Below are 12494 nucleotides of genomic sequence, written 5' to 3'. Positions count from 1 at the left end.
CTCAGCGCACCGTGTCGCAGAGGACGACGAAGGGGCCACGGCTCTGGTCGCCGTCCGGCGAGCTCCAGCCGGCGATGACGTGCCGGCGCACGGGGAGCCTCTCGTGCACGGGCGCGACCCCGGACCCCCGCCCCGCATCGCTCGGGCCGCGGGCCGTGGGGCCGTGGGGCCGTGGGGCCGTGGGGCCGTACATGGTGTCCGGTGAATCACGACCGCGAGGTGTGACGGCGTGTGATGATCGCCGCGTGACCGTCATACCTGTGAGACATGCGCTGATCCTGGCGGCGGTGGCCGCCCTGACCACCGGGTGCGGGCTCTCGGCCGAACTGGACCGTGAGGTCGACCCCGAACGGACCGCAGCGCAGGCGCAGCCCCGGCCGCCGGCCGAGGACCGGTCGGGTACCGGTCCGTCGGCCGGTGCGCAGACGCCCCCGCGAGGTGCCGCCGGCCTGCCCCCGTCCGAGGACGGGCAGGGCTGCCCGGACACGGGTGTGCGGGTGTCGGCCGGCATGGTGACCGCCGCCATGGGGCTGCGTGCCATGACCGTGACCCTCACCAACTGCGGTGAGCGCGACCAGCGGCTGAACGGCTACCCCGATGTACGGGTGCGGGACGTGGACCGCAAGCGCATGAACGTCACTGTGCTCAAGGGGCCGGGACCGATCACCACGCTCGACGACCCGGGGCCGCACCCCGTGACCCTGCGGGCCGGAGAGTCGGCGTACAGCGTGTTCGTCTGGCGCTACTCGGCCGTCGATCCGGCGACACGGCGCGGGAGTGGCGTGTACGTGGAGATCGCGCCGGCCGCCGGGGGCGACCGGCAGACGGTGGAACCGGAGGGCGGACTCGATGTCGGCGACACGGGACTGCTCGGCACGACCGCGTGGCAGAAGGTCGTCGACTAGCGCCGACGGCTGGGCCGGTGAGCAGCGGCCGGTGCTCCCACGGCAGCCGCACACGCCGATCTCCCGCGACAGCTCGGCCCGTTCCCGGCGGTCAGCGGACGGTCCGGTTCCCGGGGCCGACTCCGTCCTGGTCCAACTCCAGCTCACCCACGCGTTGATCCCCGCTCGTCTCACCCGTCGGCCGGAAGCCGAGCCCCAGGTAGAAGCCCTCCGGTCCGCTCTCGCCCGGGTGCCAGGTCGTGGTCAGGCGGTTGCCGCCGCGGCGGCGGATCTCGGCGGCCACTGACTCGACCGCGAAGCGGCCGTATCCCCGGCCCTGCTCTCCGGCGGCGATGTTGAGGCGCCAGAGGCCGGAACGGATGTCCGTGCCCGTGCCGTCGCCGGCGAAGTCGATGCCGAAGAAGGCCATGAGGAAGCCGACGGGCCGGTCGCCGTCGAGGATGAGGCGGGGCCAGGCCACGCCGGGGTGCGCGTACGCCTCGGCGAGGGACTTCACCACCGGCGCGACCAGATGCTCCTGGTCCGGGCGGACCTTCAGGCCGATCGCGGCGTCGAGATTGCCGGGGGTGATCTTCTCCAGGCGGGGCGTTGTCGTCATGCGGGAACCATAGAACGGTGACTCAAGCGATCCACGGCTGGTCCATCCGCACCGTCAGATGGGCACGGTGCCGGCCGTGTGCGACGAGGCGGGCGTTGGCCTCGTCCGAATCCCTGACCCAGCGCTCGGCGTACGGGCGCTCCTTGCCGAAGCGGACGTGCCGGTCGATGAGACGGGACACGCGCCGTGCGTCGTCGAGGTCCAGGTACCACGCCTCGTCGAGGAGGGCGCGGATCCGCGCCCAGGGCCCCTCGTCGTGCAGGAGGTAGTTGCCCTCGGTGACGACCAGCGGGAGGTCCGGCGAGACGGGGATGCTGCCGGCCACGGGCTGCTCCAGGCTGCGGTCGAACGCGGGCGCGTACACGGTCGTGCCCGCCTCGGGGGCGCGCAGCCGGGCGAGCAGTGCGGCGTATCCGGCGGCGTCGAAGGTGTCGGGCGCGCCCTTGCGCCGAGCCCGTCCGAGCCGTTCCAGTTCGGCCTGGGCGAGGTGGAACCCGTCCATGGGTACGAGCACGGCGAGCCCGCCCAGCCGCGCCACGAGCTCCTCGGCGAGCGTCGACTTCCCGGCTCCGGGCGCCCCGGCGATACCGAGGATCCGGCGGGCACCGGGGCGGGCAAGGTGCCGGGCGCGGTCGGTGAGCTGCTCGATCGACGGGTCCATGCCAGGCATTGTGCCCGGAGCCGTGCGCGGCAGCGATCGACGGGACGGTCGGCGATACTGGGCCCCCGCACCGAGGAGAACAGATGTCGGCCCAGCTGCCCCGTATCGCCCTGATCACGCTGGTCGTACGCGACTACGACGAGGCCATCGCCTTCTACCGGGACGCTCTCGGCTTCACGCTGGTCGAGGACACGGACCGCGGTGACGGTTCGCGCTGGGTCGTCGTCCGCCCCGGCGACGGTAGCGGTAGCGGTAGCGGCGGTACGGATCTGCTCCTCGCCCGCGCCAAGGACGACGAGCAGCTGGCGAGTGTCGGCGCACAGACCGGCGGCCGGGTCGGCTTCTTCCTCCACACCGACGACTTCGCCCGCGACCACGCACGGATGACGGCGGCCGGGGTGCGCTTCCTGGAGGCGCCTCGCCACGAGCCGTACGGCACGGTCGTCGTCTTCGAGGACCTGTACGGCAACCGCTGGGACCTGCTGCAGCCGGCGACGCCCGCGTAGCGTACGACCCCATGACCGACCCCGCGCCCGACCCGCTCGACCCGCTCGACCCGCTTCGCCTGCTCCGGGAGCACCCCCGCCTCGCCCAACTCGCCGCGTTCCCCTTCGACTTCGACCTCCAGCGGGCGGAGCACGGGGAAGCCGTGCGGCTCGCCTCGGGGGCATCGCCGGAGCCGATAGCCGGCGACGACTCGGGCGGCACGTACTTCCTGTGCGGCGGCCCCGACGGCCCGGACCGACCGGACGGACAGGACCAACCCGACGGACCGGACGGACCTGTGCTGTACGCCTCGTCCGAAGGGCAGGCCGGGCTGATCGGCGCCACCGTGACCGAGGCGCTGGAGATCCTGATCGGGCTGCCCGGCTGGTACGACTACGTCGCCCTCGCGCCGGAGGCGGGCGAGGAACGCATCCTCGCGGCGGTCGCCGAGCAGGAGAACGGCATCCGGGAGTCGTACGCACCTGATCTGGACGCGCGGCGCATCGAGCTGCGGACCGCCCTCGGCCTCCCGGAGCGCTCCCCCGTCGAGCTGCTCGGCATGCTGCACGCCGCGCTGCTGCGCACCGAGCCGGAGCATGTGCTGCTCAACGCCGACGAAGGGCCGGCATACGCACTGCTCGACCCCCATCCGCGCACCCCGCTCCGGGAGATCGTCCTCGCCCCCGGCCGCGCGGATCTGGCCGCGATGCGGGCGGCGGGCGACCGCGGCACCTGGGGCGAGACGGCCGCGGATGCGGTGCGGCGGGCGACGGTCCTGCGGGCAGCCCAGTTCGACCGCAGGGAGGGCGATCTCCCGCTCCTGCGGTACTTGCTGGAGCGGGAGGCCGCCGACACGGGACACAGCGACGAGCTGCGCCTCGCGGCAGTGCTGGTGGGCCGGCACGGTCTGGCCGAGGACGCCGCGCTGCTGCGCGGGGGACCGCTGTGGCTGCCGGAGGAGCCGGAGGCCCGTGCCGCCCGGGCACGGGAGCTCGACGCGGAGCGATACGGCCAGAACCCCTCCGCCGCACCGGAGTTGACGTGGGTGACGCTGGCCCGCCGCCAGGGCCGTACCGAACTCGCCCGGGTCACCCTCATCCGGATGCTGGACGACACCGGCCCCGACGCGCCGCTCCTGAAGGGGATCGCCCAGGAGCTGGCGCTGCTCGGCGACTTCACTCAGGCCGCGCGTGCGCAGTACAACGTCATGTCACTGCAGGACACTGCATGGCACCGCGCGTCGGCAGGGCTGGTTCTGGCCGCGTACGAGCGCAGCGCGGCCGGCCTTTCCGGGGCCCTGCGTGCGCTGGAGCGTGTCGTCGCCGCCCTGGAGCCCGCCCCGGTGAGCGCCTCCGACCAGAACCCCGACCAGCTCCAGCTGGACCTCGGCCTCGAACCGCCCGCCGCCCAGGAACGGGACGCGGTGCCGGACTGGCGGCGGCGACGCCGGTTCGGCGGACGGGTCACGGAGGAGTACCTCCTCCTCGCCCTCGCCGCCGCCGAAGCAGCTGCCGAGCCAGGCTCGGACGTCGCCTCCGATGACGGCGCCGGCTCCGACGCCGCGAGCGTGGCCCGCAAGGCCATGTCCCACGGCAGGACGCTGCTCAAGGAGATCGCCGAGCCGTCCCGCAAGGCTCTTGGGCCGCTGGCGCAGGAGGCGAAGTGGGCGGTCGCGCGTCTGCCGCGTTAGACGTGGGGCGGCCGGGTCCTGCCATGGCGGCAGGTCCGGTTCCGCGCGAGCGGTCTTCCCTACGGGTACGAGGTCGAGCACCTCCCACCGGTCTGCGAGCGTCGACGGCGACTTCGGGCTCACAGGAACTCACAGCTCACGCCCACGCCCCTCTCAGCTCCGCTGCCTAGCGTCCCTGTGCATGACAGAACAACAGGGACAGGGACAGGGACAGGGACAGGAACCAGGACCGGGACCGGGACCGGGACCGGCCCACAAGCGGAACATGTCGCGGCGCCGGGTCATCCTGGCGGGCGGCGCAGCGGTGGCCGCGGCCGGAATCGGCGCGGTGGCCGTCACGACGGCGTCGGCCGGCCAGGAGAAAGGCCAGGGCGCGGCCAATGGGGTCTCCGGGACCACTGGGGCCACTGGGGAGGAGTGCTACAAGCTCACATCGGAGACGACCGAGGGGCCGTACTACATCGACGCCGACAAGATCCGTAAGAACATCACCGAGGGCAAGGAGGGCATCCCGCTCGTCCTCAGGCTCAAGGTGATCGATGCCGAGACGTGCAAGCCGCTGCGCAATGCGGCCGTTGACATCTGGCATTGCGATGCGCTCGGTATCTACTCCGGTTACGAGAGCCTCAGTTCGGGCGGCGGCGGCACACCCCCCGAGGGCGGGCCGACCGGCGAACCTCCCACCGGTACCCCGACCGGCGCGCCCCCGTCCGGCGGCCCGGGCGGAGGAGGTGGCGGCGTGCACGAGGAGCCCACCGACGACAAGCGTTATCTGCGCGGCACCCAGCTCACCGACCGCAGCGGCCACGTCGAGTTCCGGACGATCTTCCCGGGCTGGTACCGCGGCCGCACCGTCCACGTCCACACCAAGGTGCACGTCGACGGCAAACTCACCGACTCCGGCTACGAGGGCGGGCGCACCTGCCACACCGGCCAGTTCTTCTTCGACGAGGAGTCCGTTCTGGCCTCCGCCGCGGTCGCCCCGTACAGCACCAGCACGACCGAGCGCACAACGCTCCAGGACGACACCATCTACGACCGGAGCGGGGTCACGGGCGGTCTGCTGAAGCTCAAGTACCGCAAGGGGCACATCGACCAGGGTGTCATCGGCACGATCACGATGGGCGTCGCCCCGGAGGCCACCAACGACGGCACAGGCACCGGCGTCCAGCCCGGCGCCTCGGCCACCGCGTCTCCTTCGGCCTGACGTACCTACGGAACGGGCCCGGAAGCGTCACGCTTCCGGGCCCTCGGCCGAAGACCCGTGGAAGACCTGCGGGCGTCACGGCGCAACCGGCCGACGGGCCATCGGCATCCGACTGGTGCCCCGCAGGGTGGAAAGGGGTGGTGACACCACCATCATGACAGGTCAGGGGGCTTTTTCGTAGGACGAGCGGCACAGCTCAGCAGCCTTGTCCGGCCTGTTCGACGACTCCCAGAATCGCCGCCATGAATCACTCCGAGAACGTCGATCAGGACACAGTGCTGCGAGCACGAACGATGCTGCTCGGATCGGGGAGGCTCGGCCTCCACCAGGAAGTAGGGGCGTACCGGGTGCTGGCCGAGGTGAGCCCGCTGGCCTATCTCCCACGGCTCACCCGGGCGCTGCTGACGCTCAGTCACCGGGAATTCCGGGACCGACCGGAGATCCGCCTGTCCGTCATCGAAGAGGCGGTCGCCGCAGCCCGGCGCTTCGACGAGAGGGAGCCGAAGCGAGCCGAACTGCTCATCGACGCGCTGGACGCCTACCAGCACCGGCTCTATGCGCTCGGACGACGAGCGGAGGGCTTCTCGGTGCGCGAGGAGATCGCGGAGATCGGACGGCAGGCGTTCGAGGCCGGCCAGGTGTCCAGCCCGGTGTACGGGCTCGGGCCGCTGGCCACCGCCTTGGCCGAGGAGGGACGCCACCGCGAGGCGGCACAGGCCTACGGCAAGATCGTCGAGGCCGGGCGGTCGCAGGGAAGAACGGCACGTACCCCCGACTGGTCCATGCTCGAGTGGTCCGCCGAGCTGGATGCAGCCGGGGAGCACGCCGCTGCTCTCGACGCCTTCGCGGAACTCGTCGGCAACACCCGCGCAGAGCTCGACGAGGGCGACACCTCGCTCGCCATCCTGGTGTGGGATCTCGTCCGCTTCTCCCAGATGCTGGACGCACACGGCCGGTGCGGCGAGGCGCATGAGGCACGGGGAGAGGCCCTCGGCCTGCTGACCGAGCTGGCCGAGACCGGCGAGCGCAAGGGCTGGAGCTCCATCCTCGCCTGGTGGGCGGTCCTGCTGGGCCTGTCGGGGCGAGCGGACGAGCAGCCTGCATCGCCCGGTGAGCCGGCGCCGCCGTTCGGCTCGGACCTCGGCTGGTCTCCCGACGTCAGGCAGGCGTACTTCGACGGTAGGACCGCGCTCGAGCACGACGCCGCCGCCCTCGCGTCCCTGGCCCGTACCGACCCACGAGGTCATCTCGCAGAACTGGTCGCTGTGCACCGCAGGCTGACGATCCGTTCGGCTATCCACTGGCAGGCACGGACCTACCTGATCATGGAACCGCTGCGTCCGCTGTTCGACCAGGGAGTCACGCTCGCACGCCGACTGGCCGAGCTGGACAAGGGCCATGGCTCCGCCATGCTGGCCAGAGCCCTGACCGACCGGTCGACGCTGCTCATCGCGGTCCGGTGCTACGCCGAGGCACTCGCCGATTTCCAGGAGGCCGCCGGCCTGCTGAGGTGAAGGCCTGCTCAGGCCGGCGACGCACACCGCGTCGCCGGCCTCGGCACGTCACCGGCCGACAGCCGACCGGGCGGGCCTCAGCCTCAGTCCTCGTCCGGCGCAAGCCGCAGCGAGATCGAGTTGATGCAGTACCGCTGGTCCGTCGGCGTCGCGTACCCCTCGCCCTCGAAGACGTGCCCGAGGTGCGAGCCGCACCTCGAGCACCGCACTTCGGTGCGGACCATGCCGTGGGAGCGGTCCTCGATCAGCTCGACCGCGTCCGTGTCCTTCGGGTCGTAGAAGGACGGCCAGCCACAGTGGGAATCGAACTTGGTGCCGGAGGTGAAGAGCTCGGCGCTGCAGGCGCGGCAGGAGTAGACGCCCTTGGTCTTGGTGTCCGTGTACTCACCGCGGAAGGCGGGCTCGGTGCCGGCCTGGCGCAGGACCTGGTACTCCGCGGGTGTCAGCTCCGCGCGCCACTGCTCGTCCGGCTTGTCGACGTCGTACGCCATTGCTCGCTCTCCCTCGCTCCGAGTCACTCTGGGTCACTGCGCCAGGCGGGTCAGGATCTCCGGTCCGAGTTCCGTGACGTCGCCCGCGCCCATGGTGAGAACGAGATCGCCGGGGGCTGCCATTCCCGCGATCACGTCCGGGACGGTCGCCTTGTCGTGGACGGCGGTAACCCGGGCCCCCGCCGCGGTGGCCGCGTCGGTGATGAGGGCGCTGGTGACGCCCGGGATCGGGTCCTCGCGGGCGGGGTAGATGTCGAGGACCACGGAGGCGTCGGCGAGCGCGAGGGCCTGGCCCATCTCGGTGCCGAGCTCCTGGGTGCGGGAGAAGAGGTGGGGCTGGAAGACGACGAGCAGCCGGCGCGAGGATCCGGCGGCCGCGCGCATGGCCTCCAGGTCGGCGGTCATCTCGGTGGGGTGGTGCGCGTACGAGTCGATGACCTGGACGCCCTTCGCCTCGCCCTTGAGCTGGAGGCGACGGCCGACGCCGGTGTACGCGGTGAGGGCGCGGGCCAGGTCGGCGGGGTCGATGCCCGTGCGGACGCCTGCGGCGAGGGCGGCGGCGGCGTTGTGGGCATAGTGGCGGCCGGGGACGGAGACGGTGAAGGTGAGCTCGCCGTGGTCCGGGAGGGTGACGGTGACCTCGCTGGCCATGCCGTTCGGGGTGATCGCGAGGATCCGGACGTCGGAGTCCGCGGACTCGCCGACGCGCACCACGGTCAGGTCCTCGCGGCCTGAGACGCGCGACGCGAGTTCGCGGGCACCCGCGTGCTCGCCGACGACCAGGGTGCCACCCGCCGGGATCTTGGCGACGAAGGCCTCGAACGACTCGTAGATCTCGTCCATCGAGGCGTAGTTGGCGTGGTGGTCGAGCTCGACGTTGAGGACGATCGCGACGTCCGGGTCGTACTTCTGGAAGCTGCGGTCGCTCTCGTCCGCCTCGGCGACGAAGAGCTCGCCCTCGCCGTGGCGGGCGTTCGTCCCCGGTCCCGCGAGGTCGCCGCCGATGGCGTACGACGGGTCGAGGCCCAGTTCGCTCAGGGCGACGGCGAGCATCGACGTCGTCGTGGTCTTGCCGTGGGTGCCGGCGACGGCGATCGTGCGCGCGGTCTGCATCAGTGCCGCGAGCGCGTCGGAGCGGTGCACGACCGGCACGCCCAGCTCGGCGGCCCGGGCCAGCTCGGGGTTGTCGGCGCGGATCGCGCTGGAGACGACGACGCAGGAGGCGTCGTCCGCGAGGTGATCGGCGGAGTGTCCGATGTGAACGGTCACACCGAGCGCCCGCAGCGCCTCCGCGGTGGCGGACTCCTTGGCGTCACTGCCCGCGACCTTGGCGCCCCGCTGGGCGAGGATCTTTGCGATCCCGGACATTCCGGCGCCGCCGATGCCGATGAAGTGCGGCCGTTCCATGGCGTGGGGGATGCCGGATGCCATGCGTGTGTCTCCCAGGGTGCGAGGTGTGCAGTGTGCCGTGTGCGGGTGCACTGCGCGGTGTGGCGTCGTGCGAGGCACCCAGCCTAGTTCCTCGCCCACGGTCCAACGGCCCCAGAGGTGTGCGGAGAGGCAGGCGGCGCTCACGCACTGCGGCCGCGGGCGGCGAGCACAGCGGCCAGGACGGTACGGCAGGTGCGGCAGCCCGAAGACGGCGCCGTAGTCGACCCGGGCCGGGCGGACGGCCGCCGCCCAGGCCCGCGCCGAACAGGGCGGAGGCAACGCCCATGACCATGTTCTGGCCCAGGTTCTGGGCACGGGGCGCGGCGGCACGAAGCCGACCGGGCTCCTGCACCTCGTCGAGACGGCCCCCGGGCCCGAGCCGCCGGTGTCCCGGCCTGCTCCCGACGCCGGCACATGGCAGCACCCCACTGTGTCGGCGGTGGAGGAAACGGAGACGTCGACGACAGCGTGACGCGCCGGCGCCGAGTCGGGGCAGTGAGGCGGGCGCCGCGCCTACTCGCTGTGCGCGAAGAGCTTGAGCACCGGTACGCCGACCTTGTGCCGCGCCCGGGAGGCCCAGTCCCGGTGGAAGAACTCCTCGACATAGTGGGGAGCGGTGAGCACGATCACCTCGTCGGCGCCGGACTCCTCGACGACGGACTTCATCTTGGTGAGCGGATGGTCCTCGACGACCTGGCCCACGGCTTCGCAGCCGGCCGCCCGCAGCGCGGCCAGCGAGTGCTCCAGGGCGAGCTCCGCGGGCTTCCTGGCCTCCTCGCCCTCGGGCACATCGCCCTCGCGGACTGCTTCCTTCAGCTCGCCCATGGCGACGTCGTCGATGGCGCGCAGCAGGAGGTCCGCCTGGTCGCCGCGCGGCTGCATGAGCACGATGAACGAGATGGACTCGTCACCGTGCAGGGTCGTGACGAATTCCACGTCCGTGGACGTGAGGGGCTTCTCGATCATCAGAACGCTTGTGAACACGTCAGGAGCCCTTCTGCGGAAACCATCCTTCCCCGTGCACGCACGGGGCCTGAGAGTAATAGTGCCCGCCCCGAGATAACCGGATCGACAAATTCCGCGGACCCTCAGGTCCGACGGTAGCGGGTGAACAGGAACCCGGCCTCTTCCAGCAGCGATGCCAGCGCGAAGCGCTCAGGGACCTCCCTCGACGGGCCCCCCGCGATCCGCTGCGCGTCCCCCGCGGTCAGGGTCGGCGACACGGTCAGGCACAGCTCGTCCAGCACCCCGGCCGCGATGAACTGGCCGAGCATCCTCGGCCCGCCCTCGGTGAGCAGCCGCCGCAGGCCCCGGTCCGCCAGAGCCTGTACGGCTCGGGCCGGATCGACGCCCGGACCGTCGCCCGCGATCACCACCTCGACGCCCGCCTTCCCGGCCGCGGCCAAGCGGTCCGGGGAGGCCGCGGCGCCGGTCAGGACGAGGGTCGGCACCAGCGGGGAGGTGAAGAGCGGAAGGGTGAAGTCCAGGTCGAGGCTCGCGCTGACCACGGCGATCGCCGGGGCGGGGCCCTGTCCGGCGGCCGCCCGGCGTTCCGCGAAGGCGTCCCGGGCGCGGGCCGGGCGGTAACCCTCCTGGCGCACCGTCTCCGCACCGACGACCACCGCGTCGGCCAGCGCCCGCAGGGTGCCGAAGATCTGCATGTCCATGTCGGAGGAGAGCGGCTGCGAGCGGCCCTCGTGGTGGGCGGCCCCGTCCAGCGAGGAGACCATGTTGGCGCGCAGCCACACCCCGTCCCCCGGGGGATACGCGTAGGCGTCGGCCAGCTCGTCGAGCGCCCACTCCCGGTCACGGGTGTCGGCTGTCGGGTCGGTCACAGGGAACAGGCGTCGCATACCGTGCAGTCTGGCACGGCCCGTAGAGTTGGGGACTGTGTCGACCAGTCCCATGACCGAAGCGGTCCCGCTGTCCCTGTGCGCCCGCGAGCCGCATGTCCCCGCCGACCGTCTGGTCGCCGAGATGGTGCCGCCGCCGCGCTTCGACTCAGTCCGCTTCGACACGTACGCCCCCGACCCGAAGCAGCCCAGCCAGACCGAGGCGGTCACCGTGCTGAGTGCCTTCGCCGCGGGCCTGGGCGGCGCGCACGCGACCGGGAGCGGCAGGCGCCGCTGGTTCGCGAAGAAGCCGGCGGCTCCGGCCGCGCCGCGCGGGGTCTATCTGGACGGCGGCTACGGCGTCGGCAAGACCCATCTGCTGGCCTCGCTCTGGCACGCGACACCCGCCGAGCCGGCGCTCAAGGCGTTCGGCACCTTCGTGGAGCTGACGAATCTGGTCGGCGCGCTCGGCTTCCAGCAGACGGTGAAGACGCTGAGCGGACACCGGCTGCTGTGCATCGACGAGTTCGAGCTGGACGACCCGGGCGACACCGTTCTCGTGTCGACGCTGCTCGGCAAGCTCGTCGACGCGGGCGTGGCGCTGGCGGCCACCTCCAACACGCTGCCCGGGAAGCTCGGCGAGGGCCGGTTCGCGGCCGCCGACTTCCTCCGCGAGATCCAGGGCCTGTCGGCGCACTTCCGGCCCCTGCGCATCGACGGCGAGGACTACCGCCACCGCGGGCTGCCCGAGGCCCCGCCGCCGTACGCGGACGAGCAGGTCACGAAGGCCGCGTACGCCACCGACGGCGCGTCGCTCGACGAGTTCCCCAGGCTCCTGGAGCACCTCGCGCGCGTCCACCCGAGCCGCTACGGGGCGCTCACCGACGGGCTGCGCGCCGTGTGCCTCACCGACGTGCAACCGGTGCCCGACCAGTCGACGGCGCTGCGGCTCGTCGTGCTCGCCGACCGGCTCTACGACCGCGAGATCCCGGTGCTCGCCTCGGGGCTCCCCTTCGATCGGCTGTTCAGTGAAGAGATGTTGAAGGGCGGGTACCGGAAGAAGTACTTCCGCGCCATCTCTCGGCTGACCGCCCTCGCCCGGGACGCGAAGGGCCTCGTGGACCAGTAGGTTGGGGCCGGTTGGAACCGATTCATTGTGTTCGTTGAGAAGGGATCCATCATGGCCACCACGCGTACGGCGCACACCGTCTGGGAAGGCGAGCTGCTCAAGGGCTCGGGCGTCGTCACCTTCGACTCCTCGGGCATCCCGAGCCAGCCCGTCTCCTGGCCGTCGCGCGCCGAGCAGGCGAATGGCAAGACCAGCCCCGAGGAGCTGATCGCGGGCGCCCACTCCAGCTGCTTCTCGATGGCGCTCTCGCACGGCCTCACCGGCGCGGGCACCCCGCCCACCCGGCTGGAGACCAAGGCCGATGTCACCTTCCAGCCCGGCGAGGGCATCACCGGCATCCACCTGACCGTCGAGGGCCAGGTTCCCGGCCTCGACCAGGAGGCCTTCCAGGCTGCCGCCGAGGACGCCAAGAAGAACTGCCCGGTCAGCCAGGCGCTGACGGGTACGACGATCACCCTGACCGCCAAGCTGGCATAACGCAGGGGCCCTGTCGGGCAGAGTGGCCCGCATGCGTGCTGCGGTACGCGTCATGCGTGATGCGATGCACGTC

General features: G+C 72.0%; 13 protein-coding genes. 7 read left to right on the top strand and 6 right to left on the bottom strand.

Annotated elements, in window-relative coordinates:
- The first annotated feature begins 245 nt into the window (after positions 1–245).
- Positions 246–905, top strand: a complete 660-nt coding sequence (locus tag ACWCP0_RS02730; RefSeq protein ID WP_451077053.1) for a DUF4232 domain-containing protein — start codon at positions 246–248, stop codon at positions 903–905.
- 91 nt (positions 906–996) lie between these two features.
- Here the strand turns inward: ACWCP0_RS02730 and ACWCP0_RS02725 are convergent, their stop codons facing one another.
- Positions 997–1503, bottom strand: coding sequence for a GNAT family N-acetyltransferase (locus tag ACWCP0_RS02725; RefSeq protein WP_451077052.1), 507 nt, complete (start codon positions 1501–1503; stop codon positions 997–999).
- Positions 1504–1525: 22 nt separating this feature from the next.
- Positions 1526–2164 carry a nucleoside/nucleotide kinase family protein gene (locus tag ACWCP0_RS02720; protein ID WP_451077051.1) on the bottom strand — a complete coding sequence of 213 codons (639 nt, stop codon included), beginning with the start codon at positions 2162–2164 and terminating at the stop codon, positions 1526–1528.
- A 95-nt stretch (positions 2165–2259) separates the two neighbouring features.
- Between ACWCP0_RS02720 and ACWCP0_RS02715 the strand changes: the two genes are divergently transcribed.
- From ACWCP0_RS02715 to ACWCP0_RS02700, 4 genes are all read left to right on the top strand, one after another.
- Positions 2260–2670 (top strand): VOC family protein, encoded by a 411-nt coding sequence (locus ACWCP0_RS02715; protein ID WP_451077364.1) that lies wholly within the window; start codon positions 2260–2262, stop codon positions 2668–2670.
- An 11-nt stretch (positions 2671–2681) separates the two neighbouring features.
- Complete coding sequence (locus tag ACWCP0_RS02710; protein WP_451077050.1) at positions 2682–4340, top strand: hypothetical protein; 1659 nt, start codon at positions 2682–2684, stop codon at positions 4338–4340.
- Between the two features lie 265 nt (positions 4341–4605).
- Positions 4606–5547, top strand: a complete 942-nt coding sequence (locus ACWCP0_RS02705; protein WP_451077049.1) for an intradiol ring-cleavage dioxygenase — start codon at positions 4606–4608, stop codon at positions 5545–5547.
- 242 nt (positions 5548–5789) lie between these two features.
- Positions 5790–7061: a hypothetical protein gene (locus ACWCP0_RS02700; RefSeq protein ID WP_451077048.1), complete on the top strand. Its 1272-nt coding sequence runs from the start codon at positions 5790–5792 to the stop codon at positions 7059–7061.
- Positions 7062–7144: 83 nt separating this feature from the next.
- Here ACWCP0_RS02700 and msrB read toward each other — a convergent pair whose 3' ends face one another.
- From msrB to ACWCP0_RS02680, 4 genes are all read right to left on the bottom strand, one after another.
- Positions 7145–7552, bottom strand: coding sequence for a peptide-methionine (R)-S-oxide reductase MsrB (gene msrB / locus ACWCP0_RS02695; RefSeq protein ID WP_451077047.1), 408 nt, complete (start codon positions 7550–7552; stop codon positions 7145–7147).
- A gap of 33 nt (positions 7553–7585) precedes the next feature.
- The gene (gene murC / locus ACWCP0_RS02690) at positions 7586–8983 is read right to left on the bottom strand and encodes a UDP-N-acetylmuramate--L-alanine ligase (protein ID WP_451077046.1); all 1398 of its coding nucleotides are present in this window, start codon (positions 8981–8983) and stop codon (positions 7586–7588) included.
- 513 nt (positions 8984–9496) lie between these two features.
- Entirely contained in the window at positions 9497–9967 is a 471-nt protein-coding gene (locus ACWCP0_RS02685; RefSeq protein WP_451077045.1) for an indole-3-glycerol phosphate synthase, read from the bottom strand.
- A gap of 104 nt (positions 9968–10071) precedes the next feature.
- The gene (locus ACWCP0_RS02680; protein ID WP_451077044.1) at positions 10072–10836 is read right to left on the bottom strand and encodes a pyrimidine reductase family protein; all 765 of its coding nucleotides are present in this window, start codon (positions 10834–10836) and stop codon (positions 10072–10074) included.
- 52 nt (positions 10837–10888) lie between these two features.
- Here ACWCP0_RS02680 and zapE point away from each other — a divergent pair, with 52 nt between their 5' ends.
- Together zapE and ACWCP0_RS02670 are read left to right on the top strand one after the other, a co-directional pair.
- A complete protein-coding gene (gene zapE / locus ACWCP0_RS02675; protein ID WP_451077043.1) occupies positions 10889–11944 on the top strand; it encodes a cell division protein ZapE in 1056 nt (351 codons plus the stop codon).
- Between the two features lie 51 nt (positions 11945–11995).
- Positions 11996–12421 carry an OsmC family protein gene (locus ACWCP0_RS02670; protein ID WP_351222162.1) on the top strand — a complete coding sequence of 142 codons (426 nt, stop codon included), beginning with the start codon at positions 11996–11998 and terminating at the stop codon, positions 12419–12421.
- The last annotated feature ends 73 nt before the right edge of the window (positions 12422–12494 follow it).

Source organism: Streptomyces sp. NPDC001970, from assembly GCF_053594115.1.
This window is presented reverse-complemented; position numbering and strand designations above follow the sequence as displayed.

What these genes read in the sequence shown, in the direction of transcription:
- ACWCP0_RS02725 (WP_451077052.1), bottom strand. Translation starts at nt 1,503, where the DNA reads ATGACGACAACGCCCCGCCTGGAGAAGATCACCCCCGGCAATCTCGAC.
- ACWCP0_RS02720 (WP_451077051.1), bottom strand. Translation starts at nt 2,164, where the DNA reads ATGGACCCGTCGATCGAGCAGCTCACCGACCGCGCCCGGCACCTTGCC.
- ACWCP0_RS02710 (WP_451077050.1), top strand. Translation starts at nt 2,682, where the DNA reads ATGACCGACCCCGCGCCCGACCCGCTCGACCCGCTCGACCCGCTTCGC.
- ACWCP0_RS02705 (WP_451077049.1), top strand. Translation starts at nt 4,606, where the DNA reads ATGTCGCGGCGCCGGGTCATCCTGGCGGGCGGCGCAGCGGTGGCCGCG.
- ACWCP0_RS02700 (WP_451077048.1), top strand. Translation starts at nt 5,790, where the DNA reads ATGAATCACTCCGAGAACGTCGATCAGGACACAGTGCTGCGAGCACGA.
- msrB (WP_451077047.1), bottom strand. Translation starts at nt 7,552, where the DNA reads ATGGCGTACGACGTCGACAAGCCGGACGAGCAGTGGCGCGCGGAGCTG.
- murC (WP_451077046.1), bottom strand. Translation starts at nt 8,983, where the DNA reads ATGGCATCCGGCATCCCCCACGCCATGGAACGGCCGCACTTCATCGGC.
- ACWCP0_RS02680 (WP_451077044.1), bottom strand. Translation starts at nt 10,836, where the DNA reads ATGCGACGCCTGTTCCCTGTGACCGACCCGACAGCCGACACCCGTGAC.
- zapE (WP_451077043.1), top strand. Translation starts at nt 10,889, where the DNA reads ATGACCGAAGCGGTCCCGCTGTCCCTGTGCGCCCGCGAGCCGCATGTC.
- ACWCP0_RS02670 (WP_351222162.1), top strand. Translation starts at nt 11,996, where the DNA reads ATGGCCACCACGCGTACGGCGCACACCGTCTGGGAAGGCGAGCTGCTC.